21 protein-coding genes are annotated in these 24,374 nt (G+C 33.4%); 6 read left to right on the forward strand and 15 right to left on the reverse strand.

All coding sequences use genetic code 11. The features are described 5' to 3' along the window. A partial coding sequence (locus RM519_RS05305; RefSeq protein ID WP_311592570.1) for a hypothetical protein occupies positions 1–1,312 on the reverse strand: 1,312 nt, incomplete at its 3' end. Between the two features lie 463 nt (positions 1,313–1,775). On the opposite strand from RM519_RS05305, the gene RM519_RS05310 reads away from it, so the two are divergent. Then, positions 1,776–2,798, forward strand: coding sequence for a TlpA family protein disulfide reductase (locus RM519_RS05310; protein WP_311592571.1), 1,023 nt, complete (start codon positions 1,776–1,778; stop codon positions 2,796–2,798). A gap of 4 nt (positions 2,799–2,802) precedes the next feature. Beyond that, the gene (locus RM519_RS05315) at positions 2,803–3,798 is read left to right on the forward strand and encodes a TlpA family protein disulfide reductase (protein ID WP_311592572.1); all 996 of its coding nucleotides are present in this window, start codon (positions 2,803–2,805) and stop codon (positions 3,796–3,798) included. 49 nt (positions 3,799–3,847) lie between these two features. Here the strand turns inward: RM519_RS05315 and RM519_RS05320 are convergent, their stop codons facing one another. The 10 genes from RM519_RS05320 to RM519_RS05365 form a co-directional block, all read right to left on the reverse strand. Beyond that, positions 3,848–5,350 carry an NAD(P)H-hydrate dehydratase gene (locus RM519_RS05320; protein ID WP_311592573.1) on the reverse strand — a complete coding sequence of 501 codons (1,503 nt, stop codon included), beginning with the start codon at positions 5,348–5,350 and terminating at the stop codon, positions 3,848–3,850. 44 nt (positions 5,351–5,394) lie between these two features. After that, positions 5,395–6,348: an acetyl-CoA carboxylase carboxyltransferase subunit alpha gene (locus tag RM519_RS05325; RefSeq protein ID WP_311592575.1), complete on the reverse strand. Its 954-nt coding sequence runs from the start codon at positions 6,346–6,348 to the stop codon at positions 5,395–5,397. Positions 6,349–6,408: 60 nt separating this feature from the next. Continuing rightward, positions 6,409–7,308 (reverse strand): DMT family transporter, encoded by a 900-nt coding sequence (locus RM519_RS05330; RefSeq protein WP_311592576.1) that lies wholly within the window; start codon positions 7,306–7,308, stop codon positions 6,409–6,411. Continuing rightward, positions 7,295–8,380, reverse strand: coding sequence for an LptF/LptG family permease (locus tag RM519_RS05335; protein ID WP_311592577.1), 1,086 nt, complete (start codon positions 8,378–8,380; stop codon positions 7,295–7,297). The genes RM519_RS05330 and RM519_RS05335 overlap by 14 nt, the downstream gene beginning before the upstream one ends. Positions 8,381–8,383: 3 nt before the next feature. Beyond that, positions 8,384–9,514, reverse strand: coding sequence for a tRNA guanosine(34) transglycosylase Tgt (gene tgt / locus RM519_RS05340; protein ID WP_311592578.1), 1,131 nt, complete (start codon positions 9,512–9,514; stop codon positions 8,384–8,386). Positions 9,515–9,599: 85 nt separating this feature from the next. Beyond that, entirely contained in the window at positions 9,600–11,012 is a 1,413-nt protein-coding gene (locus RM519_RS05345; protein ID WP_311592579.1) for an MBL fold metallo-hydrolase, read from the reverse strand. 64 nt (positions 11,013–11,076) lie between these two features. Further along, the gene (locus tag RM519_RS05350; RefSeq protein ID WP_311592580.1) at positions 11,077–11,883 is read right to left on the reverse strand and encodes a sulfite exporter TauE/SafE family protein; all 807 of its coding nucleotides are present in this window, start codon (positions 11,881–11,883) and stop codon (positions 11,077–11,079) included. 69 nt (positions 11,884–11,952) lie between these two features. Then, positions 11,953–12,585 (reverse strand): Crp/Fnr family transcriptional regulator, encoded by a 633-nt coding sequence (locus tag RM519_RS05355; protein WP_311592581.1) that lies wholly within the window; start codon positions 12,583–12,585, stop codon positions 11,953–11,955. An 18-nt stretch (positions 12,586–12,603) separates the two neighbouring features. Then, on the reverse strand, positions 12,604–13,017 hold the full coding sequence (locus tag RM519_RS05360) for a DUF6691 family protein (RefSeq protein WP_311592582.1): 414 nt from the start codon (positions 13,015–13,017) through the stop codon (positions 12,604–12,606). 3 nt (positions 13,018–13,020) lie between these two features. Next, complete coding sequence (locus RM519_RS05365) at positions 13,021–13,578, reverse strand: YeeE/YedE family protein (RefSeq protein WP_311592583.1); 558 nt, start codon at positions 13,576–13,578, stop codon at positions 13,021–13,023. Positions 13,579–13,905: 327 nt separating this feature from the next. Here RM519_RS05365 and RM519_RS05370 point away from each other — a divergent pair, with 327 nt between their 5' ends. The 4 genes from RM519_RS05370 to RM519_RS05385 all read left to right on the forward strand — a co-directional run bounded on the left by RM519_RS05370 (position 13,906) and on the right by RM519_RS05385 (position 18,657). Then, a complete protein-coding gene (locus tag RM519_RS05370; RefSeq protein ID WP_311592585.1) occupies positions 13,906–14,904 on the forward strand; it encodes a GntR family transcriptional regulator in 999 nt (332 codons plus the stop codon). A gap of 31 nt (positions 14,905–14,935) precedes the next feature. After that, positions 14,936–16,093: a galactokinase gene (gene galK, locus RM519_RS05375; RefSeq protein WP_311592586.1), complete on the forward strand. Its 1,158-nt coding sequence runs from the start codon at positions 14,936–14,938 to the stop codon at positions 16,091–16,093. Continuing rightward, on the forward strand, positions 16,090–17,109 hold the full coding sequence (locus RM519_RS05380) for a UDP-glucose--hexose-1-phosphate uridylyltransferase (protein ID WP_311592587.1): 1,020 nt from the start codon (positions 16,090–16,092) through the stop codon (positions 17,107–17,109). The genes galK and RM519_RS05380 overlap by 4 nt, the downstream gene beginning before the upstream one ends. 105 nt (positions 17,110–17,214) lie before the next feature. Next, entirely contained in the window at positions 17,215–18,657 is a 1,443-nt protein-coding gene (locus tag RM519_RS05385; protein WP_311592589.1) for a Gfo/Idh/MocA family protein, read from the forward strand. A 56-nt stretch (positions 18,658–18,713) separates the two neighbouring features. Here RM519_RS05385 and RM519_RS05390 read toward each other — a convergent pair whose 3' ends face one another. Genes RM519_RS05390 through RM519_RS05405 form a run of 4 tightly spaced genes read right to left on the reverse strand, consistent with a single transcriptional unit; the run spans position 18,714 to position 24,328 of the window. After that, positions 18,714–20,024, reverse strand: coding sequence for a sulfatase family protein (locus tag RM519_RS05390; protein ID WP_311592590.1), 1,311 nt, complete (start codon positions 20,022–20,024; stop codon positions 18,714–18,716). Between the two features lie 2 nt (positions 20,025–20,026). Further along, a complete protein-coding gene (locus RM519_RS05395) occupies positions 20,027–21,328 on the reverse strand; it encodes a sulfatase family protein (protein WP_311592591.1) in 1,302 nt (433 codons plus the stop codon). 1 nt (position 21,329) lies between these two features. After that, a complete protein-coding gene (locus tag RM519_RS05400) occupies positions 21,330–22,862 on the reverse strand; it encodes an arylsulfatase (RefSeq protein ID WP_311592592.1) in 1,533 nt (510 codons plus the stop codon). A gap of 2 nt (positions 22,863–22,864) precedes the next feature. Continuing rightward, entirely contained in the window at positions 22,865–24,328 is a 1,464-nt protein-coding gene (locus RM519_RS05405) for a sulfatase (RefSeq protein ID WP_311592593.1), read from the reverse strand. Between the last annotated feature and the right edge of the window lie 46 nt (positions 24,329–24,374).

Raw genomic sequence — 24,374 nt, forward strand, 5'->3', positions numbered from 1 at the left:
AGTCATTCGAACCTTGTCCATCTGGATCATAACTGAATGTCCAAGAATCTCCCGCACAAATTGTGTAAGAATCTGAATAGGTTTGAGTAGAGGGAATAACCGTTAAAGTCCCAACTCCAGGCTCCAAAGGTGAACATCCACTAGGCCCAGAAACAACAACACTATATAAAGTTGTAACGTTAGGACTAGGTGAAATCGATGCTACGTTACCATAATCTACACCATCATCTGGGCTACTACTCCAAACAAAAGAATAACCATCACTCAATGGGTCTAATACAACATCATCTCCTTCTTTAACTTCTATGGATAAACTTCCCGAACCTCCTTCACAAACAATATCATTATTAACCGTAACCGTTGGAGTCAAATTAAATTGCCCTCCAACAAAATCATCTAAAGAAGCCGTTAATGACTGTGAAGATCTGGTTTCCAATAACCAAGTAGCATCACAAATTTGGGTGACATCTTGTAATACATCAGATAGATTTACATATCCTTCATAAAAAGCATTTGTTTCATATTGTGGATCATCATAAGACCAAGTTCCTGGCACTGTTTCAGGACCTCCATTATTTTCTGCAACACCAGCTGGAATATCATTTCTTAAAATAAATTGATTTTCTGGTCCAGAGTCACCTCCTCCATTTAATCCAACCCATTCATATACTGTAACGGTAGCATTCTTTCCTCCTCCTGTAAAATCACTAAGAATAAGTAAATCTCCTATACTATGCGCTGGAGTGAAATATCCATTCTTTTCACCATTTTCAATTGTAGCAGAAGTACCATTTAAATAAAACCAAAACCCAATTTGAGCATCCCCATTATTACTAGTTCTATCACCAGCAAAAAACAAGTAAGTATCATCCGCACCATTATCAACTCCGGCAGGCTTAATAGTTGGACTAGTAATTACAACTGCAGCACCATTTGCAATATCATTTTTTGCCTTGGTTTGCCCAAATGTCCAAACTAAATGCTGAGGCACAATATTACCACATTCAAAAAAATCTTTAGACCCAGTAGTAAATTGATCATCTACTACGCCATTTCCATAAAAATCGACATTATGTTGATGTGTAGGTAAATCAATAACATCTGTGGTACCCCATTCAGTTGGATCTCCATCAATTTCCACTTGGGCTTGTAATGAACCTAACCCAATTATAAGTATCCCAATGAATAAAAAAGACTTCTTAATACCTATCTTTTTTATTCTCGGTTCTAACGCTAAATAATTTTCGAATTTTGATAAAGAAATATTATCAAAAAAAATCTTAATCAACTTTAGTAAAGTAATTGTTTGCATAGCATTTATATTTAAAAAATTAAAATTTTATTCTATAAATGATTCTTTAGCAATTTAAATTGCAAACTATAGTTTGGGCTGATTACAAAAAGGGTTCAATATTTGGCAAAAACCAGTGGAGAAATATTGTTTAAAAAATAAAAGAAGTAACCAAACTGAAATTGTACTAAACGCACTATTAAAATAGCACAATTCTATATTACAAAATAGTTGGGGTAAATTGTTTAGAATTGAATATTTCTAAACTTTGGAAACGACTTTTAATTAAAATCACTCAAATTTAACTGATAATTTCTATAATTCCAAATATTGATACGGAAATTTAAAAAGTTAAATTCCAACAATTTAGGAATACCATAGAAAAATGAACAATCCAAATAATTTGTTAAAGTAAATCGTCAAATTATAGATTTTTGTATAGAAACTCTATATTTACGACCAATTAAACCAAAATTATAAAAAAATGAAAAAAGTTATTGTTGCATTATCTGCATTGCTAGTCATTTCGTGTGCGAATGAACCAAAAGATTATGTTTCTATTTCTGGAAATATAATTGATCAAAATAGCGACTCAGTTGTTGTTAGATCCAGAAGCTATTCTAAAACAATTCCTGTAGCGGCTGATGGAACATTCAGTGATACTTTAAAGGTTGAAACTGGAATCTATAATTTTTATGATGGAGGTGAATCTACTTCGATATTTCTTAAAAACGGATATGACATTAAAATTTCCTTAGACACAAAAGAATTTGATGAGTCTATTGCATTTTCTGGAAATGGAGCAGAAAACAGTACTTTTCTTGCAGAATATTCTCTTTTAAGAGAAGAAATTTTAGATAAACCATTCGACGAAATGGATAAGGCAACATTTACAAAAACCTTTGAAGAGATTGAAACACAATTAAACGATAAAATTTCAAATGCAACAGGTATTGATACTGTAGTAACGAATCATAGTGCAAAAGAAATTACACCAATGCTTAATTCATATAAAGGATATTTTGGTGGGATCATTGAATTAAAGGCAGAACTAAACGGAAAGCCTGCCCCTACTTTTGAAAACTTTCAAAATTTCGATGGTAGTACAACATCTTTATCTGACTTAAAAGGAAAATATGTGTATGTAGATGTTTGGGCTACTTGGTGCGGGCCGTGTAAATATGAGATTCCTTATTTAAAAGAAGTTGAACAAAAATATCACGATAAAAATATTGCATTTGTAAGTATGTCTGTAGATGACGAGAAAAGAAGTGGGACTATGGAAAAAGCTGAACAAGACTGGAAGGCTATGGTTGCAGATAAAGAATTAAAAGGAATTCAAATTATGTCTCCAAATGGATGGAAAAATGACTTCGTAACTGGATTTAAAATTAATGGAATTCCACGCTTTATTTTAATTGGTCCTGATGGCAATACAGTTGATGCAAGTGCACCACGACCATCTGACGAAAGGTTGATTACTCTATTTAACAAACACAATATTTAAATACATGAATAAATTTCTTCTAATAATTGCCGCTTTTGTTCTTTCAGTTGGTTGTAAAAATCCAAAGGGGTTTGTTACCCTGTCTGGAAAAATTGAGAATGCAGAAACAGTAAATATTACAATCTCGTCAAAAACATTTTCAAAGGACATTAAACTTGAAAATGACGGATCATTTAAAGACACACTCAAAGTAGAGACGGGTGTATACACCTTAACTGATGGTAGAAATAAAACTATTTTGTTTTTAACCAATGGTTATGACCTTAAAGTAAATGCAAACATTAGTGACTTTACAAATGCTACTTTTGAAGGTAAAGGAAAAGAGAGCAATAACTATATTAAAAATAGAATCGCTTTTTCTAAAAACGAACTTTCCGACCCAAACACCTATTTTTCTTTAGAGCGGCCAGAATTTGAGCAAAGAATGAAAGCGTTAAAAGAACACCTTTCCTCTATTTCTAAAAATAAAGTAGATACTGTATTAATTAATCAGATCGTATCGGAAGATGAGCGTTTATTTGCTTATTTAGAAAAAAATTATGAAGTAAAATATGTGGCAGCGGTAAAATTCAAAAAAGGAAATCCTTCCCCAAAATTCACCAATTTTGAAAATTATAATGGAGGTAGTACTTCTTTAGATGACTTAAAAGGAAAATTCGTTTACATTGATGTGTGGGCAACTTGGTGTGGTCCATGTAAACAGCAAATACCCTATTTAAAGCAAGTAGAGAAAGAGTATGAGCATAAAAATATTGCATTTGTTAGTATTTCTACCGATAGAGCAAATAAATATGATGCCTGGAGAAAAATGATTGCTGATAAGGAAATGGGAGGTATTCAATTATATGCTGGCACCGATTATTCTTTTTCTCAAGAATATCAAATTAATGCAATACCAAGGTTTATCTTAATTGACCCTGAAGGAAATATAGTAGATGCCAATGCTCCAAGGCCATCTGACCCAAGACTTAAAGAGTTATTCAACTCATTAAATATTTAAAGTTTAAATCCCGATTCTTTCGGGATTTTTTATTGTTTATTAAATAGTACTAATTTTTAACCTCTCGAAATGCATTACTCAAATAGCTAAGAATATCTGATGCAATAAAGGTTTCTTCTGTTAAATTCTCCATTCCAATTTCTGCGGATAATCCATGCAGGTAAACACCAAAAATTGCCGCATCAAATGTGTCATACCCTTGCGCAATTAATCCTGTAATAATTCCAGTTAAAACATCTCCACTGCCTCCAGTTGCCAAAGCAGTATTTCCCGTTGGATTAAAATACAGTTGATTTCCGTTAGCAATAACAGAATACTTCCCTTTTAACACAACGATAACCTTATATTCTTTTGAGAAACTTTGAAGTTTTTCCAATTTTTCATAGTCGTTTTTCCAACCGCCCACCAAACGTTCGAATTCCCTTGGGTGCGGTGTTAGAACAGAGTTCTTTGGCAAAGAATTTAAGAATTCCTTATTTAATGCAATTATATTCAAAGCATCAGCATCTACTACCATCGGTGTAGCATTATCTTTTAAAAAATTAATCAACCCCTTTGTTGTTTTCTCTGAAGTCCCGATGCCTGGCCCAATACCAATTACTGTTGGATTGCATTTAAAGTTGAAATGATGTAATTCATTTTCAGAATCCACTTCTACCATAACTTCTGGAATAGAGGCCTGCAATATGTTATACCCGCATTTTGGTATATAAGCACTTACTAATCCGCTACCTGCTTTTAGGGCCGCTCTAGATGCTAATACAGCAGCTCCAATCTTACCATAACTCCCTCCGATAATTAAAGTATGACCAAATGTTCCTTTATGAGAGAATTGGTCCCTCTCCTTGTAAATAGAGCAGATCAAAAACTTAGTTACTACATTATATTCCGTTTTAATAGATTGCAAATATTCTTCATCTAAAGCAATATTTAAAATTTCCCAAGAACTGATAAACGGTGCGTTATTAGGCAATAAAAAACTTAGTTTAGGACCTTGAAATGTTAATGTATGTGTTGCTTCCAAAATTATATCTCCTTCACAATTCGGATTATTTGCGTATAATCCAGAAGGCATATCAATTGCCAAAGAAAATGGACTTATGGCATTAATTTTTTTAATCAATTCACTTGTAAATCCTGATACAGTTCTTTTCAATCCAATTCCAAATATAGCATCGACAATCAAATCATCAGAATCTATTTCGGGAATTTCCTCTGAAGAATTAATCATCGTCGGCCATTCCCCCATTTCCTTTAGTCTATTGTAATTTTCTAAAAATTCCCCTGATCTTTTCTCAGAATAATTTAACACATAGCAAGAAATATTATATCCATGTTGAATCAAATGTCTTGCTATTGCTAAGCCATCTCCTCCATTATTTCCAACACCACAAAAAACAAGAATCCGCCTAGGATCTCCCTTTAGTTTTTCATGAATCCAATTAAAACATAAGGTTGCAGCACGCTCCATCAATTCCAAAGAAGTAATCCCTTGATTTTTCAGTGTGGCTGCATCTGCCGCATACATTTGATCCGAAGAAAGTATTTTCATGGCATAAAAAAACCTCTCAAATGTGAGAGGTTCTAATTTAGTTTTTATTCTTTAAACACACCCATATTGGCATATTTTTCCATTCGTTTTTCAACCAATTTATCAGGAGTCAATTTCTTAAGAGATTTATATGACTTCATAATTGTTTCTTCAATAGTTTTAAAAGTATCTTCCCTATTAAAATGAGCACCTCCAACCGGTTCTTTTACTATAGCGTCTATTACCTTTATCTTTTTACTGTCTTCAGCAGTTAATTTCAACGACTCTGCAGCCTGCTCTTTGTATTCCCAACTACGCCATAAAATAGATGAACAGTTCTCTGGAGAAATAACAGAATACCAAGCATTTTCTAACATCAAAATTTTATCTCCTACACCAATTCCCAGTGCACCACCAGATGCCCCTTCACCTATAATTACACAAATAATTGGAACTTTTAATCGCGTCATTTCTAAGATATTTCTGGCAATAGCCTCTCCTTGTCCACGCTCTTCAGCTTCTAAACCAGGATATGCTCCGGGGGTATCAATAAACGTCACTACCGGTACATTAAACTTTTCGGCCATTTTCATTAACCTTAAGGCTTTTCTATATCCTTCTGGGTTAGACATTCCAAAATTTCTGTATTGCCTTGTTTTAGTATTATATCCTTTTTGTTGACCAATAAACATAAAACTTTGATCACCAATTTTACCAAGACCTCCAATCATGGCTTTATCATCCTTCACAGTTCTATCTCCGTGTAATTCCATAAATGTATCTCCGGCCAATGCCTTTATATAATCCATAGTATACGGTCTATTCGGGTGCCTTGATAATTGAACTCTTTGCCAAGCAGTTAAATTTTTATAAATATCGACTCTTGTTTTATCCAATTTTTTCTGAAGATTATCGCATGTTTCAGAAACATCAACATCGCTTTCTTCACCAATCAGTGTACACTTTTGTAATTGATCTTCAAGGTCTTTTATAGGTAATTCAAAATCTAAATATTCCATTTTTTAGTAGTTAAATAGATTTACAAATATAACAACTTAATAGTACTATACTTATTTATTCTATTTTTTTTGAATCCGTTTTAATAGTTGTTTTCTATTCTTTACAAGCCCATTTAAAATAACAGATAATAAGATAATTAAAGCACCAATGTAAAATTTTGATGACATCTTTTCACTATCCCCAAATATAATCAAGGCTAGAATAATTCCATAAATAGGCTCTAAATTAATACTCAACATTACTGTATAAGGACTTAACACTTTCATTACTTTAACAGAAGATGAAAAAGCATATGCCGTACAAACACTACCTAATATAATCAGGTATATCCAATCATTTGTTGAAACTTTAAAGAATTCTCCTGAAAACTGGTTTGTAAAAAACAAAAGAAGCGTAATGAACAAAGTACCAAAAAACAATTGGTAAAAAGAAATAATTATTGGATTGTTCTTTTTAACGTACAGTCCATTTGCGACAGAAAATACAGCCGATAAAAACGATGAAATTAATCCATAAATAATTCCAAGTAAATAGTCGCCTTCTACTTGGAAAATAATATACAATCCGACGACAACAATTAACCCTAAAAATAATTCTAATTTACTTAGTCTTCTCTTAAAAAATATCGGTTCTATTAACGAAGCAAAAAATGCTCCAGTACTCATTGTAATAAGAGCAATGGAAACATTTGAAGATTTAATAGCAAGAAAAAACGTAATCCAATGCAAGGCAATAACTACACCTCCGAAAATAAATTTTAACAGGGTTCGATTATCAATTTTTAAGTTCTTTTTAGTTAGGAGAATAAATAAGATTAAGAAAAAACTAGCCAACAACATTCTATACCAGACTAATGGAATTGCATCTATAGATATTAAAGCACCCAGAATGGCTGTAAAACCCCAAATGAAAATTATAAAATGAAGGTGTAAATAATTTTTAAGTCTACTTTCTTGCATTTACATATAAATAAATTGCAAGCGCCCCAAAAATCATATTTGGAAACCATACTAAAAATAGTGGTGATGCATCTGGAGAACCTCCAAGAACCTCAACAATTTTAAGCATGAACACATAAACAAACATTAAGGAAACTCCAATTGTCAAATTAATTCCTATTCCACCTCGCCTTTTTACCGCTCCCAATGTTACAGCAATTAAGGTTAAAATGTAAGACGCTAATGGCAAACTAGTACGCTTATGCAACTCAACCAAATAAGTGTTTAAATTTCCTCTACCTCGACTTTTAGATTTAGCGATATAATCTAATAATTCTGGCGTTTGCATTTCTTTCGCTAAAGATTCTACATACAAAAGATCGGAAGGCTCAAAATTAAAAATGGTATCCATTCTTCTACCATACCTCATTACATCCCCTGCTTCTTGCAATTTTCTATTGTAAAAATTATTTAACCTATAGGTACTATCCTTTTCTTTATAAATGATGACATCTGCTGAAAGTCTTTCTTTTAAAATATTTCCTTCATATTTTTCATATGAAAAATCATTTCCTCTATTCCGTTCCATATTAAAGGAACGAATAAAAATATATTCATTCTTAGTTAATTGCAGATTTACATTATTAACACTCTTTAAATTAACCCTCTTATTCTTTATATATGTATTTGAAAATTCTGTAAATATTTTACTACTATTTGGAACAATGAAATGATTTAAACCCAATGCCAATATGGTCACAATGGTTGCTCCTATAAAATATGGTTTTAGAAAACGAGTAAAAGATATCTTGGCATTATTAATGGCAATTATTTCTGTGTTACCCGCCAACTTAGAAGTAAAAAATAACACTGAAATAAATAAAGCCAAAGGCAATATCATATTTCCAATGTTAATGATAAAGTTTACGTAATAATCTGAAATAATAGATCCAATAGTTAAATCGGCATGACGCAAAAACTTGTCAATCTTTTCAGATATATCAACAGCAATAATTACCGGAATAAGAATAATGAGTACAAAAAAGAAGGAGCCTAAGTACTTTTTTAATATGTATTTATCGATTATTCTCAAATCTTACAATCGGTTACTCATTTGATTTACCATTTTATTTTTCCATACTAAAAAGTCTCCTGCTAATATATGTTTTCTTGCTTCACGAACCAACCACATATAAAACCCTAAATTATGGATGGTAGCAATTTGTTTTCCAAGTAATTCTTTTGCTGCAAATAAATGACGTAAATACGCTTTGGAGTAATAGGTATCTACTTCGGTAATACCCATTTCATCAATTGGAGAAAAGTCGTTCTCCCACTTTTTATTTTTAATATTGATACTACCATGCGCCGTAAATAACATCCCATTTCTAGCATTTCTTGTAGGCATTACACAATCAAACATATCTACTCCTAACGCTATATTTTCCAAAATATTGATTGGAGTTCCAACTCCCATTAAATATCGAGGTTTATCTTCTGGTAATATGCTACAAACAACGTCAGTCATTTCGTACATTTCCTCAGCGGGTTCCCCAACTGAAAGCCCCCCAATAGCATTACCTTCTGCTTCTACAGATGCAATAAATTCAGCCGATTGCTTTCTCAAATCAGTATAGGTACTACCTTGAACTATCGGAAAAAATGTTTGATTATAATCGTAAGTCATCGGTGTTTTCTCTAAATGAGTAATACAACGCTTTAACCAACGATGTGTCATATGCATAGAACGTTTAGCGTAATTATAATCGCATGGATATGGAGTGCACTCGTCAAAAGCCATAATAATATCTCCGCCGATATCCCTTTGGATATCCATGGCATATTCAGGAGAGAAAAAGTGATACGAACCATCTATATGACTCTTAAATTTAACCCCTTCTTCTTTAATTTTTCTTCGACCAGATAAAGAATACACTTGATACCCACCACTATCTGTTAAGATAGGTCTATCCCAATTCATAAATTTATGAAGACCTCCTGCTTGCTTTAAAATATCCGTTTTGGGTCTTAAATATAAATGGTACGTATTTCCTAAAATTATATCCGGATTAATCTGTTCTTTTAGTTCGGTTTGATGTACTCCTTTAACCGTACCCACCGTACCAACAGGCATAAAAATAGGGGTTTCAATTTTACCATGATCGGTAGTAACTACTCCTGCTCTTGCCTTACTCTGTGCGTCTTTTCCTTTTAAATCAAATTTCATCGCGGCAAAGATAGAAAATAGAATCTTTAATAAATTGAAAAAGCCTTCCTAAAAAGGAAGGCTTTAAACTATTTATAATTCGAAATTAACTCAAAGTTGAAGGACAAACATAATCTGTCACTTCTACTCCTGCTTCTTTAATTGCTTTGTAACCACCTGCTACATCAACTAAATTATGAATTCCTCTACTTTTAAGAATTGATGCTGCAATAACAGATCTATATCCACCTTGGCAATGGACATAAAATGTTTCGTCTTGTGGATAATCATTCAAATGACTATTCAATGCATCTAAAGAGGTATGTTTTGCATCGGCAACATGCTCTGCTTTAAACTCTCCTTCTTTACGAACATCAAATACAGGGATTTTGTTTTCTAATCGACTCTTAAATTCATCAGCTGAAATTGATGTAATGGTATCATATTCTTTAGATGATTTTTTCCAGTTTTCAAATCCACCTTCTAAATATCCTAAGGTATTATCAAAACCAACACGTGCCAATCTTGTAACAGTTTCTTCTTCTCTCCCCTCTGGAGTAACCAAAAGAATTGGCTGACTAACATCTGCTATCAAAGCCCCTACCCAAGGTGCAAAGCCACCGTCTATTCCAATAAATATAGAATTTGGTATATGCCCTTTAATAAACTCTGATTGATGACGAACATCTAATACAACTGCTCCAGTTTCCGTAGCCATTGCTTCAAAATCTAAAGGTGACAATGGCTGAGATGCTTTTTCCATAACATCATCAAAACTCTTATACCCTTGAATATTCATCATCACGTTTTGTGGAAAATATTTTGGCGGTGCTGTAAGACCGGTAAGCAATTCTTTAATAAACTCCTCTTTGGTCATATCCGCTCTCAAAGCATAGTTTACTGCTTTCTGATTTCCTAAAGTATCCGTAGTTTCCTTACTCATTTTCTTTCCACATGCAGATCCTGCCCCATGATTTGGATATACAATTAAATCATCGCTTAAAGGCATAATTTTAGTACGCAAAGAATCGAATAAATGCCCTGCTAAAATCTCCTCGGTCAAATCAGAAACCACATGCTGTGCTAGATCAGGTCTACCAACATCGCCAATAAATAACGTATCTCCGGTTACAATACCATGTTCTTTACCATTTTCATCGAATAATAAATAAGTCGTACTTTCCATTGTATGACCAGGCGTATGCAATACCTTAATCTGATATTCACCAACTTTAAAAATTTGATTATCCTCTGCTATTAAGGCATCATAATTTGGTTTTGCTGTTGGCCCAAAAACAATAGTTGCCCCTGTTTTATTCTTTAAATCTAAATGACCACTAACAAAATCAGCATGAAAATGTGTTTCAAAAATATATTTGATTTTCGCATTATCCGCTGCTGCTCTATCTAAATAAGGCTGCACCTCTCTTAATGGATCAATAATAACCGCTTCGCCTTTACTCTCGATATAATATGCGGCATGAGCAAGACATCCTGTATAAATTTGTTCTACTTTCATTTTATTTAAATATTTAGCAAAATTACCATAAATGATTTCATTCATAGCAATTCATAATTATTATTTATTGTCTAGAAAATTCTTTGATTAATATATAAATACCCATAGCCAATACGAACCAACCAAATCCTTTTTTCAATTTTTTTCCTTCTATAAAATTGTTCAAATACAAACCAACGTACATACCTACTATTGAAAATGCAGAGAACAGCAACAAAAACACCCAATCAATTTCAATATTCTGAACATCACCTAAAAACCCGATAAGAGAATTTATAGATACAATCAAGAGCGAGGTTGCTACTGCTCTTTTCATAGGTATTTTAACTAGCATAACCAATGCAGGAATAATTAAAAATCCGCCACCTGCACCGATAATACCCGTAATAAATCCAATTAATATAGCCTGAATTATAATTAATGGAATATTAAGATTTATAGCGTAATTTTCATCTTCAACATCACCATTTCTTCCATTTATCATGGCAAATGATGAAAGCAACATAATTATTGCAAACAAAAGCATGATAGCAGTGTGTTTTGATAACGTAAAGTATGTAAACAACACTATTTCCTCTGGAATTGCAGGAACAATATATTTTCTAGATATATAAACGGCTATAAATGCCGGAATTGCAAAAATAAAAGCGGCTTTAAAATCAACTTTTTTCTTTTTAACATTTTTAACCGTTCCTACTAATGCTGAAGACCCCACAACAAATAATGAATATGCTGTTGCTGTTACTGGATGAATATGTAAGAGATAAACCAAAATTGGAACTGTTAGAATTGAACCACCACCTCCAATAAGCCCTAAGACTATTCCAATTAGAAGCGCTCCAAAATATCCGATTATCTCCGTTATACCCATGTACTATTTATTTTTAAACAAATTAACAATCAATTAATTTAGCATACAGTAACATTTGTTACGGAATTATTATTGAGGCAATAATACAATTCTATTACGATGTAGTTCAATTTTTCTTTCTTTCTCCAAAGCCTTTAAAAGCCTAGAAATCACCACCCTAGAAGTATGTAAATCATACGCAATTTCTTGATGTGTAGCACTAATAATATTATCTTTTGTAACCTTTGCTTTTTCGGTTAAATACGTAAACAAGCGTTCATCCATTTTTAAAAATGCTATTTTATCTATGGTGTCTAGCATTTCCATAAAACGATTGTGATAACTATCAAAAACAAAATTTCTCCAAGATTTATATTTAGAGGTCCACTCCTCCATTTTTTGGATAGGAATCATTATCAATTTTGCATCGGTTTCAGAAATCGCTTTTATTTCACTTTTAGATTGCCCTAGGCAGCAAGATAACGTCATTGCACAAGTATCTCCTTTTTCTAAAAAGTAAAGCAGCAATTCATCCCCTTCTTTATCTTCTCTTAAAATTTTAATTACTCCATGAATTAAAAGCGGCATAGATTTCACATACGAACCAACTTCCATTAGGGTAAAGTCTTCTGGAACTTCCTTAAACAGTCCTACTTCATTAATTTCTTGTAGTAATGCATCCTCGAAAAGATGTCCGTAATTAGCTTTTAACTCTTGAATCATTCCGCAAAGATAACACTATTAATGAGGTAATTTATCCTTTAAAACTCCATATAAATAGGTCCCGACAACTGCTGATACTAAAACAACAATAATTGGAACAAACCCAGCACCAACTAATACATACATAGGTCCAGGACATGCACCAGCTAAAGCCCATCCTAAGCCAAATAAAATACCTCCTATTAAATATCTTTTAACTCCTTTATCTTTTGGGTCGATTTTAATTTGCTCGCCATAAAACGACTTTATTTTTTTTGACTTTATAAATTGTGTTACAATAATACCCAGCACCAAAGCAGAGCCAATAATACCATACATATGAAATGCTCTAAACTGAAACATTTCGAAAATTCTAAACCATGATGCAGCTTCAGATTTGAATAAAACAATTCCAAAAAACACTCCTATAACTAAATAAACTATACTTTTCATCTTCTAAAATATTAAGGGGAACAATATATGAACCATTAAGAGTCCTCCAATAAAAAAGCCAATAACTGCTATTAATGATGGTAATTGTAAATTACTTAGCCCTGATATTGCATGTCCTGAGGTACACCCACCAGCATAACGTGCTCCAAAGCCAACTAACAACCCACCTCCTACTAATACAATCAAATTCTTTACATTTCCAAAAACGGACATATCAAACAATTCTGTAGGCATATAGGCAGTTCCTGCACTTTTAAAACCCATCTCGTGTAGGTCATTTACAGTTTCCGGATTTAAATTTACTGCATCTGAAATGGTAAGGTAATTGGCAGCAATATACCCCCCTATCAATGCACCAACGGCTACAATTAAATTCCAGCGTTGTGCTTTCCAATCAAAGTTGAAAAAATTGACTTTTTTACCTGCTCCGCCTATAGCACAAATAGTTCTTAAATTCGATGACATTCCAAATCGTTTTCCTACCATTAATAATAAGAAAAGAGTAAATCCAATTAAGGGGCCAGAAACAAACCATGGCCAAGGGTTAAATAAAAATTCCATATTAAATGTTTTGAATGCAAAATAAGGTAATTAAATAAAAACGCTGCGCAACTTTTGTTACAGAGTAAAAGTTAAACGATTCAGAGCAAACAAATTGTATCAGACACAGTATGTCGTGCATATAAAGTATGTGTGAATATATATTTGTACCATCAATATATAATAAGAATTTTGAATTAATATCATCAGAAATCCCCACTGATTTTTGAGTTTTCCCAGGGCTGAATTGCAAATGTAATTCAGCTCTTTTTGTTAAAGTTTGTATAAATTCAAATATTTATACCCATCTAGTACCTACCAGTTGTAAAAAAAATTTAACTTTACGACATGGGTATAATATCAATTCAAAACAATTCCGGCATTCCTAAGTATCGACAAATTATAACTTCGGTCGAACAAGCAATAGAAACGAATGTTTTAATAAAAGGAGATCAACTACCATCTATTAATACTATTAGAAAAGAGTTCTCGCTTTCTAGAGATACTGTCTTGCTTGCTTTTAATGAATTAAAATTGAGAGGAATTGTAGAGTCGGTTGCTGGTAAAGGCTACTATGTAAAAAGTACAAAAACTAAGACTAAGCAAAAAGTTTTTTTATTGTTTGATGAATTGAATGCCTTTAAAGAAAACCTATATCATTCATTTATTACCAATTTAGATAGCAATATTGATGTGGATATTTACTTCCATCATTTCAATATTGATGTTTTCGAAAGTTTAATAAAAAATAATGCTGGAAATTACAACTACTATATCATTATGCCAGCAAATCTAGAGAATGCTCACTTTGCAATTGACAAACTTCCGAAAGACAAAGTAATCATTTTAGATCAGACAAATCCAAATCTTATTAATTACACATCTATTTATCAAAATTTTGAAAGGGACATTTACAATTCTCTTACGGAAGTATTGTCCAAAATAATCACCTACAATAAACTTGTATTGGTTTTTAAGGAAGACAAACAACCTTTAGGTATGCTAAACGGCTTTCAAAACTTCTGTTCAGAATTCAATTTAAAATCAGAAGTAATTCTAAGAATGAGAAATAGAACTATTCATAAAGGAGATATTTATTTAGTCCCTGATGACCGAAGTCTAATTTTAGCCATTAAAAAAATAAAATCTTCAAAACTTACTTTAGGGAAAGACATCGGAATTATCTCTTACAATGAAACCCTTTTAAAAGAAATTGTTGCAGATGGAATTACTACAATATCGACCGATTTCAACTATATGGGTAAGCGCCTTGCGGAGATAATCACACAAAAGGAAACGATTAAAATTGAAAACCCAACTTCAATTATCATTCGTAATTCAATATAAAATTTGTAATAAACATTTACCAACCAGAACTATGTCAGAAGTATTAACTAAAAATATATACGAGCATTTTATATCATCTCATCAGTATGAACCATTAGTCATATTTTCTCCCGGTAGGATAAACTTGATTGGAGAACATACCGATTACAATAATGGTTACGTACTTCCTGCGGCCATTGATAAAGGTATTGTTGCAGCCATTCAAAAAAACGGAACATTACAACAATGTAACGCTATTGCATATGATTTAAATGAATCTCATCAATTTGAATTAGAATCTATTGAACCCATTGAAAACGGTGGCTGGCGGAATTACATTATAGGTGTAGTTGAGGAAGTTCAAAAATATGGAAAAATGCTTTCTGGTTTCAATATTGTATTTGGTGGAAATATTCCAAACGGGGCAGGAATGTCTTCCTCGGCGGCTGTTGAAAATAGCGTTGTTTTTGGCTTGAATGAAATTTTTGAGTTAGAATTGACAAAAGAAGAAATGATTCGAATATCACAACGAGCGGAACACAACTTTGCCAAAGTAAAATGCGGAATAATGGATCAATTCGCTAGTATGTTTGGTATCGAAAATCATGCCTTAATGCTTGATTGTAAGACCATGGAATCTAAGAGTACTGCCATAGATTTTGGAGACTATCAACTTTTATTAATTAACACAAACGTAAAACATAGTTTAACGGATAGCGCATACAATGACCGTCGTGAAAAATGTGAATCTATTGCAAAACTTTTGAAAAAGGAATCCTTAAGAGAAGTTACAAAAGAATCATTGGATTCCATAAAAGATAGAATTTCAGGTAACACGTATAAAAAAGGGCTGTATGTAATTGAAGAAAACGATAGAGTACTAAATACAGTAAAAGCTCTTGAGAGTAATAATTTAGAAGAAGTTGGAAATTTACTATACCAATCGCATGAAGGGTTACAACATCAATTTGAGGTAAGTTGCGAAGAGTTAGATTTTCTTGTTGACTTTACCAAAAACACGGATGACGTTTTAGGTGCAAGAATGATGGGCGGTGGTTTCGGAGGCTGTACCATTAACTTAATTAAAACCTCAGCGGTTTGTTCTATCTCGGAAAAAGTTGAAAACGCATACAAGCAAAAATTTAAAAAGGATTGCAGCATTTACAATATTGCGCTATCTAACGGAACACACAAAACAACAACATTATGAATACCGAATTACAAGACTATTCTCATAAAAGATTTAATATACTAACAGGTGAATGGGTTTTAGTATCTCCACATAGAGCAAAAAGACCTTGGCAAGGGCAAGAAGAAACACCATCTACTGAAAAAAGACCGACGCATGATGAAAGTTGTTATTTATGTGCTGGAAATACTAGAATTAGTGGAGATGTAAATCCTAATTATACTGGCCCTTTTGTATTTACAAATGACTTTGCAGCGCTACAAAAAGATTCCCCAGATTTTAATTTCAATGATGGTTTATTTAAGGCTGAAAGTGAAAAAGGAATTTGTAGAGTAATTTGTTTTAGTCCAGATCACTCTAAAAGTTTAGCGGAAATGTCTGTTCCTAATATTCAAAAGGTAGTTGATACTTGGATAAAGGAATATAAAAACCTTGGTAATAACGAAGGAATTAATTACGTGCAAATTTTTGAAAACAAAGGCGCTGTAATGGGTTGTAGCAATCCTCATCCTCATGGACAAATTTGGAGTCAATCTAGTTTACCCAATGAAGTTCAAAAAAAGGACACACAACAGAAGAACTATTTTACAGAAAACAAATCATCTTTATTAGAAACATATATTGAAGAAGAATTAAATAAAGATGAGCGCATCATATTTAAAAATGACGACTTTGTTGTATTCGTTCCATTTTGGGCTATTTGGCCATTTGAAGCTATGATTGCACCTATAAATCAACAATCTAGTATTTCTGAAATGAATGCAAATCAACAAAAAAATTATGCTGAAGCTATTTCTGTTCTAACAAAGGCATATGATAAATTGTTTAATTGTTCGTTTCCTTATTCAAGCGGAATTCATCAAGCACCAACAAATAATGAAAACAACGATCATTGGCATTGGCATATGAGTTTTTATCCTCCATTATTGAGAAGTGCCACAGTTAAAAAGTTTATGGTAGGTTATGAAATGTTTGGATCTCCGCAACGCGACATTACAGCCGAAGGGGCCGCTTCAAGAATAAAAAACTGCATTTAGTCTATAAGTTTTTACTTTATAGCGTAGAAACTAAATATAGGTTGTTAGAAACCAAAAAAATGTACTAAATTACGGGTTTAAATTAAAGATAAATCCAGTATAATTATGTCTAAAAACACCACAAATTCACGCAGAAACTTTATTAAAGGAACTGGACTTGCGGCGGCGAGTTTTATGATTGTTCCAAGGCACGTTCTTGGTGGAACAGGGTACGTTCCTCCTAGTGATAAACTAAATATTGCAGGAATTGGAGCCGGCGGTAAAGGTAGAAGTGATATTGCTTCATTTGCAAAAAGCCCTAATGTGAATATCGTTTCTCTCTGTGATGTTGATGATAGACAAGCCGTAAAATCTAGAGAATCTTTTCCAAAAGCAAGTTATTATCACGATTTTAGAGAAATGCTAGAAAAAGAAGGCAAGAATATCGATGCCGTTTCTGTTTCTACTCCAGACCACAACCATGCTGTGGCCGCTTATATGGCTATGCAAATGGGAAAACATGTTTACGTTCAAAAGCCTTTAACTCATGATATTTGGGAGGCGCGTATGCTTACCGAAGCTGCTAAAAAATTTAAAGTAGTTACCCAAATGGGAAATCAAGGTGGATCTGGCGATGGAGTTAGAAGAATGAAAGAAATTTATGATGCTGGTTTAATTGGTGAAGTTACCGAAGTAAAATGCTGGACAAACAGAGCTATTTGGCCTCAAGCCTTAGAAACTCCTACTGTAGAACATAATACGCCTAATGGTTTAAATTGGGATTTATGGTTAGGGACTGCCGAATATAGAGATTATAACGAAGCCTATTTACCATTTGATTGGAGAGGCTGGTCTGATTTTGGCACAGGTGCTCTTGGTGATATGGCATGCCATATCATGGACCCTGTATATAGAATATTACCAATTTTATATCCTGAAACTGTAGAATGCAGTGTTTCCGATGCCTTTAAAGGAAAGTTTGAAACTGCTAATTATCCTAAGAGTTTCCCTAATTCAAGTAAAATACATTTGAGTTATCCAAGAACAGACGGTAAAGGTAATATTAAAGTGTCTTGGATGGATGGAGGCCTTCTACCTGAGAGACCAGAGGAGTTAGGTGATGATGAAGCACTAGGAAACTGGGATGGTGGTGTATTATTTATCGGTACAAAAGGTAAGTTAATAGCTGATTGTTATGCTGAAAACCCTAGACTTTTACCATTAAAGTTAAACGAACAACTAGAATTAGAAAAAACGATTGCACGTGTTCCTGAAGGACATTATTTACAATGGGTAAATGCTTGTATTGCAGGATATGGAAATGCAGAAACTAGTTCATCTTTTGATTATGCTGGGCCCTTTACAGAAAGTATATTAATTGGAAACTTAGCATTAAAATCTTATTTTGAAGTAGATCCAAATGCTAAGAATACTGGATTCTGGGGTGGTTCTAAATATCATGGAAGAAAACGACTACGTTGGGATGCACAGAATATGAAAATCACTAATTTCGACGCTGCAAACAAATATGTGAAACGTGCATACCGTGATGGTTATTCTTTAGGGTAAAATTTAAGAATAAAAAATTATAAAAAAACTGGAACTCCTTGTTCCAGTTTTTTTTGTTAGTACTTAAGACTATTCTCGAATTCTTTGATAAGCTTTTTAAGTTTTTCAACTATTTCAGAGTGTTGCTTGGACACATCAGTCGATTCTGAAATATCAATATCTAAATCATACAATGAAACAGGAAAAGAACCATCTTTCTTTTTATTCCAACCTCTAGCTTTTGCAATATGTAACTTCCATTTTCCATATCTTACGGCTTCCATTTCTCCATTTCTTCCGTAAAAAAATATGGGTTCATCTTGTAATTCTAACTTAGAAGGATTTGACAAAAACTTTTTAATATTTCTACCATCTAAATTTGGCATTTCTCTAATACCTGCGATATCTAATAGTGTAGGAAATAAATCTAATGTAGAAACCACGGCGTTTATTACTTCATTCTTAGGGATATTATTTGGCCAAGAAATTATTCCAGGTACGCGATGACCGCCTTCCCAAGTTTCAGCTTTCATCCCTCTTAATGGTTTTGCAGAACCAATTCTAGGGCCATTATCTGATGTAAAAATAATGATGGTGTTCTCATATATTCCTTCTTCCTTCAAAGCCTTCACAATTTGCCCCATACTCCAATCCAATTCCATAATTACATCTCCATACAAGCCTAAATCGCTTTTACCTTCGAATTTTTCTGAAACATATAAAGGTTCATGTGGCATATTATGAGCAACATACATGAAGAACGATTTCTCTGTGTTTCTTTCTTCAATTTGCTTTACCGCCTCTTCTGTATACATTTTTGTTAAATAACGCTGATCTACTCCTTCTCCAATTATTTTTTCATTTCTGTAAAAGGGTAATGGAGGCGATTGAAAATCATTATGTTTATAGTAATAACTATCCATATCATTTGAATAAGGTACGCCATAAAACTCATCAAACCCCTGATTGTAAGGCATGTACCTTTCTTCATGTCCTAAATGCCATTTGCCTATTATTGAAGTTGCATAACCACCTTCTTTCAATACCTCCGCTAAGGTTATTTCTTCAGGTTCCAATCCATGTGTAGAATAAGGAGAAACAACGCCACTGTGTAAGCCTACTTTAATCGGATATTTCCCTGTAAGTAAGGCCGCCCTAGATGGAGTACATACATTAGCTGGTACGTAAAAGTTCGTGAATTTCAATCCTTCAGATGCTAAATCATCCAAATGCGGTGTTTCAAAACCTTCTGCTCCGTATACTCCAACATCAGCATATCCTTGATCATCTGTAAAAAAGATAAGAATGTTTGGTCTCTCAGAATTCTGACTGAAACCCACGCATTTAATGGCTAAGCAAACACCTAAAATTAGTAGTCTTATATCCATAATTACTTAAATTTAGGATGGTCTTGCAATTCTTTTTTCAATTGGTTCCTAATCTTTTTTTCTTTTCTTGATAGACCAGATTCCAACAATGGTTCTTTTTCCAACACATCGTTTTTCAAATTGTAAAACTTCCCATCTTGATACAACTTATAGTTTTCAGTTCTTGCAAATTGGTTTCTAAACTGATTTACACGTTTTCCCCATTTCGGATCGTAATGAACAAAGGCCGTTTCTCTAGTATCCAAATTATCTTGAGTAAGTACATTGTAAAAACTCTTTCCGTCTGATGTATTTTCTACACCCAAAACCTCGGAAAAAGTTGCGTAGAAATCACTGAATTCTATCAACCCTTTATGAGATTCTTTATTTCTGTTTTTTTCTGGCCAAGAAACTATCATGGGAACATGTGTTCCTCCATTCGTTGTGTTCCCTTTTGCCCCTCTAACGGTTCGCTCTTTGGTAGTTGAATAAATTGTGTAATGCGTCCCATTATCTCCTGTAAAAATTAATAATGTGTTTTCTGAAATATTATGTTCCTCCAATTTTGAAACAATTTGTCCAACAATTTTATCGGTATATGCGACCATATCTTTAAAATAGGTGGTATCATTTTTAAATCGTTTTTCCTTCAATTCCCAATCCTGAGAATCTGGAGTAGGCACAAATGGATCATGAACCAAAACCATAGGATAGTACACAAAAAATGGTTCGTCTTTATTTCTATCTATAAAATCTAAGATATAATTCGAAAAAATATCAGGGCCATAAGCATTCTCCTCTCTAGGTAATAATTCACCATTCTGATCTATTAAAGGATTTGCAAATCGCCCACCATCTTTCGCCGTTTTTGTCAACTGCCATAAACAATACTCATCAAATCCTAATTTATTTGGTTTACTAGAATCGTTCCAATCCTTAATTTCATTTTTATAAGCCAATCCGTTTAATTGCCATTTACCAGCAATACAAGTTTCGTAACCTGCATCCTGAAATAAATTTCCAAAAGTATATTCATTAGATCCTAAGTAGCCAAAATACTCGTAGTTACGATAGTTGTACTTTCCCGTCATTATTTTTACACGAGACGGTGTACAAAGAGGTTGAGACACGCAATTATCAAATCGGATTCCTTCATTTGCCAATTTATCCAAAACAGGAGTTTTGTACTCCGTGCTTCCATAAGTGCTCAAACATTCATAGCCCATATCATCTGCCATGATCAGAATTACATTTGGCTTTTTTACTAGTTGAGCAAAAATGAATTGTAAACAAAAAACAAATAAAAAGAATAAGCGTTTCTCCATTTTAATCTCCTAGTTGCTTTATTTTAAATCTCTCAATTTCTGCAGGAGTGTGCTCTGATTTCATGATTGATTCAATCTTTTTAACAATATCTGGATTTGCATCAGCAACATCATTTAGTTCAACTGGATCTTTTGAAAGATCATACAATTCTAGTTTCATATTTCCTTTAAAAATATTCTTTCTGATTCCTTTCCAATCTCCCATGCGCACTGCTTGTTGACCTTGATATGCCGGAAATTCCCAATATAAAAATTCATGATTTTTTTGGTTTTTTTCACCTAATAAGGTTGGTAAAAAACTGAGGCCATCGATATCTTCAGGTACTCCTTGTTTTACCAACTCACCAAACGTTGGCATTACATCCCAAAATGCAGAAACATGATCACTTTTACTACCTGCTTCAATTTTTCCTGGCCAACTTACAATCATTGGTACCCGAATTCCACCTTCATGCGTAAAACCCTTTGTTCTTCCATAATCGTTCGAAAAAGGTCTAGCGCTGTTAAAATATTCTGCGTCTACACCTCCCAAATAGGTTGGGCCATTATCACTTGTAAACACGATTATTGTGTTATCATATAGATCCAAGTCTTTTAACTTTTGAACAATCTCTCCTACCTGATCATCTAAATAAGAAATCATTCCTGCATAGGCTGCATTTGGATATCTATTAGGAAAATATCCGCGATTACCAACATACGGTTCTTCCTCTCCGAATAATTTCAAATACTTAGCCACATATTCATGTGGCACTTGCAAAGGTAAATGAGGAATTGGCGTAGCATAATACATAAAGAAAGGCGAATCTTTATTTTCTTCTATAAAATTAATTACTTCTTTCTGCATCAATGCCGGTGCATAATCAACCTGATCGTATTTCTTATAACTTGCTAAATCCTTAATATCTGCACCCTCATCTAACTTTGTGTTTGGCGCAATTATATCGTTATTCAACCATACTTTCTCTTCATTTTTCCACAAGTGTTTCGGATACAATTGATGTGCTTGTCGTTGACAATTATAGCCGTAAAAAAAGTCAAATCCATTTTTTGTTGGAATCCCTTCTGTAAGTGGTGCTCCAAGGCCCCATTTACCAACAACACCAGTTTTATAACCTGCATTGTGCATAACTTCTCCAAGAGTAACAGTACTATTTAAAATAGGTCTTTGGCCTTCTAAATTTGGGTCATTAACGGCCTTTTCAAAATCCCAAACATCACCTCTTTCTTTCCATTCGTCATTCCCTCTAATACGAGCATGGCCCGCATGTTTTCCAGTCATTAGCATATATCTTGCAGGCGCACATACCGGCGCACCAGAATAATGTTGCGTAAATAACATCCCCTCTCCCGCCAAAGCATCTATATTCGGTGTTTGAATTTTCTCCTGACCATAAACTCCTAATTCTCCATAGCCTAAATCATCAGCCAAAATATAAATGATATTTGGCTTTTGCTCTTCTTTTTGAGATTGACAACTAAAGGCTAAAAAAGCCAATAATGCAAATACAAAATTTTTATATAATCTTTTCATAATTAATCTATCGATGCTTTTTTACTGTTATTAATTTTATATGTTTTTTCTAAATCATTTGTTCTTACTTCTTGTAATTTCTTCTTTAGTTTTTTCTGAAACTTTTGCACCGTTTTTTGATACTCAGGAAGCATTGCTAGATTCATGTATTGCTTCGGATCTTTTTCCATATCGAATAGTTCTATACCGGCAGAAGCATCTTCATTGTACTGAATATATGCCCATTTCTTATTCCTAAGCAAAAATGTTTTTCCACCCTGAGTAACTGAAAAGGCCATGTCTCTTACCTCATGTTTTGGTTTATCTAGTGTTTTTACTAAACTCTTTCCTTGAATCTCCTCCGGGTACTCTAATCCTGCTAACTCAGATATTGTTGGATATAAATCCAGTAATTCCACAAAAGAATTACACACTGCCGGTTCTTTTCCTGGAACTTTTATAATCATAGGAACACGAACTGATTCTTCATGCAAGCTCACCTTCATCCAAAAGTCGTGTTCACCTAAATGAAAACCATGGTCTGATGTAAAAATTACAATCGTATTATCTTCTAAACCTTCTTCTTTCAAAGTTTTCAAAACTTTTCCAACTTGTGCATCCATAAAAGAAACGGAAGCATAATAAGCTGCCACGGCTTTCTTCTGTTGTTCAATGGACATTTTACCATTTACACTTGTTACATAATTAATCCCTCTTTTAGGAATATCGTCCCAATCTCCATCGACCTTTTTTGGTAAGTTAATTTGATGATGGTCATAAGGATCAAAATAACTCTTCGGTGCAACAAAGGGCACATGTGGGCGTACAAATCCAACTGCTAAAAAGAAAGGCTCATCTTTATGTTCTCTTATTAATTGTGACGCTTTCTCAGTAGTTTTTCCATCAGAATGAACCAAATCATCTCCATCTGCCTTTACAATGGTCATAACATTTCCTCCCTTACGCTCAATAGTTCCATCTGGATTTCCTTGAACCAATTCCGCTTCGCCTTTGGTTTGCCATTCATCACCTTGACTATTGAATTTCTCTGTCCATGAAGCTGGATCATCTTTTCCATCTGAACCTAATTCAATATCAATTGGAACACCCATATGATAAATCTTACTCACTCGTGCAGTATAATATCCATTATCTTTAAATAATTGCGACCATGTTTTTCTGTTTGGCCCAATTTTTTCTCTACCACTCACATAACCATAAGTTTCCGTAGCACTTGGATAATACCCACTCATAAAAGAAGCTCTAGAAGGACCGCAAACCGGATATTGCGTGTATGCTTTTGTATAAAGCACGCCTTCCGATGCCAATTTATCTATATTAGGTGTTTGACATACTTTATTCTCATAAGATGAAACGGCTGTCGCTGTTAAATCGTCAGAAATGATAAATAATACATTTGGCTTTTTTTGTTGAGAAAACGTTGCAAGCCAAGCAAAACCTAGTATGAGTAGTGTGTATTTTTTCATTCTCTAATTTAAAACCTAAATATACTTTAAATGATTTTTACTTATG

This window comes from Urechidicola vernalis, from assembly GCF_031846385.1.
GTDB classification, from domain to species: domain Bacteria; phylum Bacteroidota; class Bacteroidia; order Flavobacteriales; family Flavobacteriaceae; genus Urechidicola; species Urechidicola vernalis.

What these genes read in the sequence shown, in the direction of transcription:
- RM519_RS05310 (WP_311592571.1), top strand. Translation starts at nt 1,776, where the DNA reads ATGAAAAAAGTTATTGTTGCATTATCTGCATTGCTAGTCATTTCGTGT.
- RM519_RS05315 (WP_311592572.1), top strand. Translation starts at nt 2,803, where the DNA reads ATGAATAAATTTCTTCTAATAATTGCCGCTTTTGTTCTTTCAGTTGGT.
- RM519_RS05320 (WP_311592573.1), bottom strand. Translation starts at nt 5,350, where the DNA reads ATGAAAATACTTTCTTCGGATCAAATGTATGCGGCAGATGCAGCCACA.
- RM519_RS05325 (WP_311592575.1), bottom strand. Translation starts at nt 6,348, where the DNA reads ATGGAATATTTAGATTTTGAATTACCTATAAAAGACCTTGAAGATCAA.
- RM519_RS05330 (WP_311592576.1), bottom strand. Translation starts at nt 7,308, where the DNA reads ATGCAAGAAAGTAGACTTAAAAATTATTTACACCTTCATTTTATAATT.
- tgt (WP_311592578.1), bottom strand. Translation starts at nt 9,514, where the DNA reads ATGAAATTTGATTTAAAAGGAAAAGACGCACAGAGTAAGGCAAGAGCA.
- RM519_RS05345 (WP_311592579.1), bottom strand. Translation starts at nt 11,012, where the DNA reads ATGAAAGTAGAACAAATTTATACAGGATGTCTTGCTCATGCCGCATAT.
- RM519_RS05350 (WP_311592580.1), bottom strand. Translation starts at nt 11,883, where the DNA reads ATGGGTATAACGGAGATAATCGGATATTTTGGAGCGCTTCTAATTGGA.
- RM519_RS05355 (WP_311592581.1), bottom strand. Translation starts at nt 12,585, where the DNA reads ATGATTCAAGAGTTAAAAGCTAATTACGGACATCTTTTCGAGGATGCA.
- RM519_RS05360 (WP_311592582.1), bottom strand. Translation starts at nt 13,017, where the DNA reads ATGAAAAGTATAGTTTATTTAGTTATAGGAGTGTTTTTTGGAATTGTT.
- RM519_RS05365 (WP_311592583.1), bottom strand. Translation starts at nt 13,578, where the DNA reads ATGGAATTTTTATTTAACCCTTGGCCATGGTTTGTTTCTGGCCCCTTA.
- RM519_RS05370 (WP_311592585.1), top strand. Translation starts at nt 13,906, where the DNA reads ATGGGTATAATATCAATTCAAAACAATTCCGGCATTCCTAAGTATCGA.
- galK (WP_311592586.1), top strand. Translation starts at nt 14,936, where the DNA reads ATGTCAGAAGTATTAACTAAAAATATATACGAGCATTTTATATCATCT.
- RM519_RS05380 (WP_311592587.1), top strand. Translation starts at nt 16,090, where the DNA reads ATGAATACCGAATTACAAGACTATTCTCATAAAAGATTTAATATACTA.
- RM519_RS05385 (WP_311592589.1), top strand. Translation starts at nt 17,215, where the DNA reads ATGTCTAAAAACACCACAAATTCACGCAGAAACTTTATTAAAGGAACT.
- RM519_RS05390 (WP_311592590.1), bottom strand. Translation starts at nt 20,024, where the DNA reads ATGGATATAAGACTACTAATTTTAGGTGTTTGCTTAGCCATTAAATGC.
- RM519_RS05395 (WP_311592591.1), bottom strand. Translation starts at nt 21,328, where the DNA reads ATGGAGAAACGCTTATTCTTTTTATTTGTTTTTTGTTTACAATTCATT.
- RM519_RS05400 (WP_311592592.1), bottom strand. Translation starts at nt 22,862, where the DNA reads ATGAAAAGATTATATAAAAATTTTGTATTTGCATTATTGGCTTTTTTA.
- RM519_RS05405 (WP_311592593.1), bottom strand. Translation starts at nt 24,328, where the DNA reads ATGAAAAAATACACACTACTCATACTAGGTTTTGCTTGGCTTGCAACG.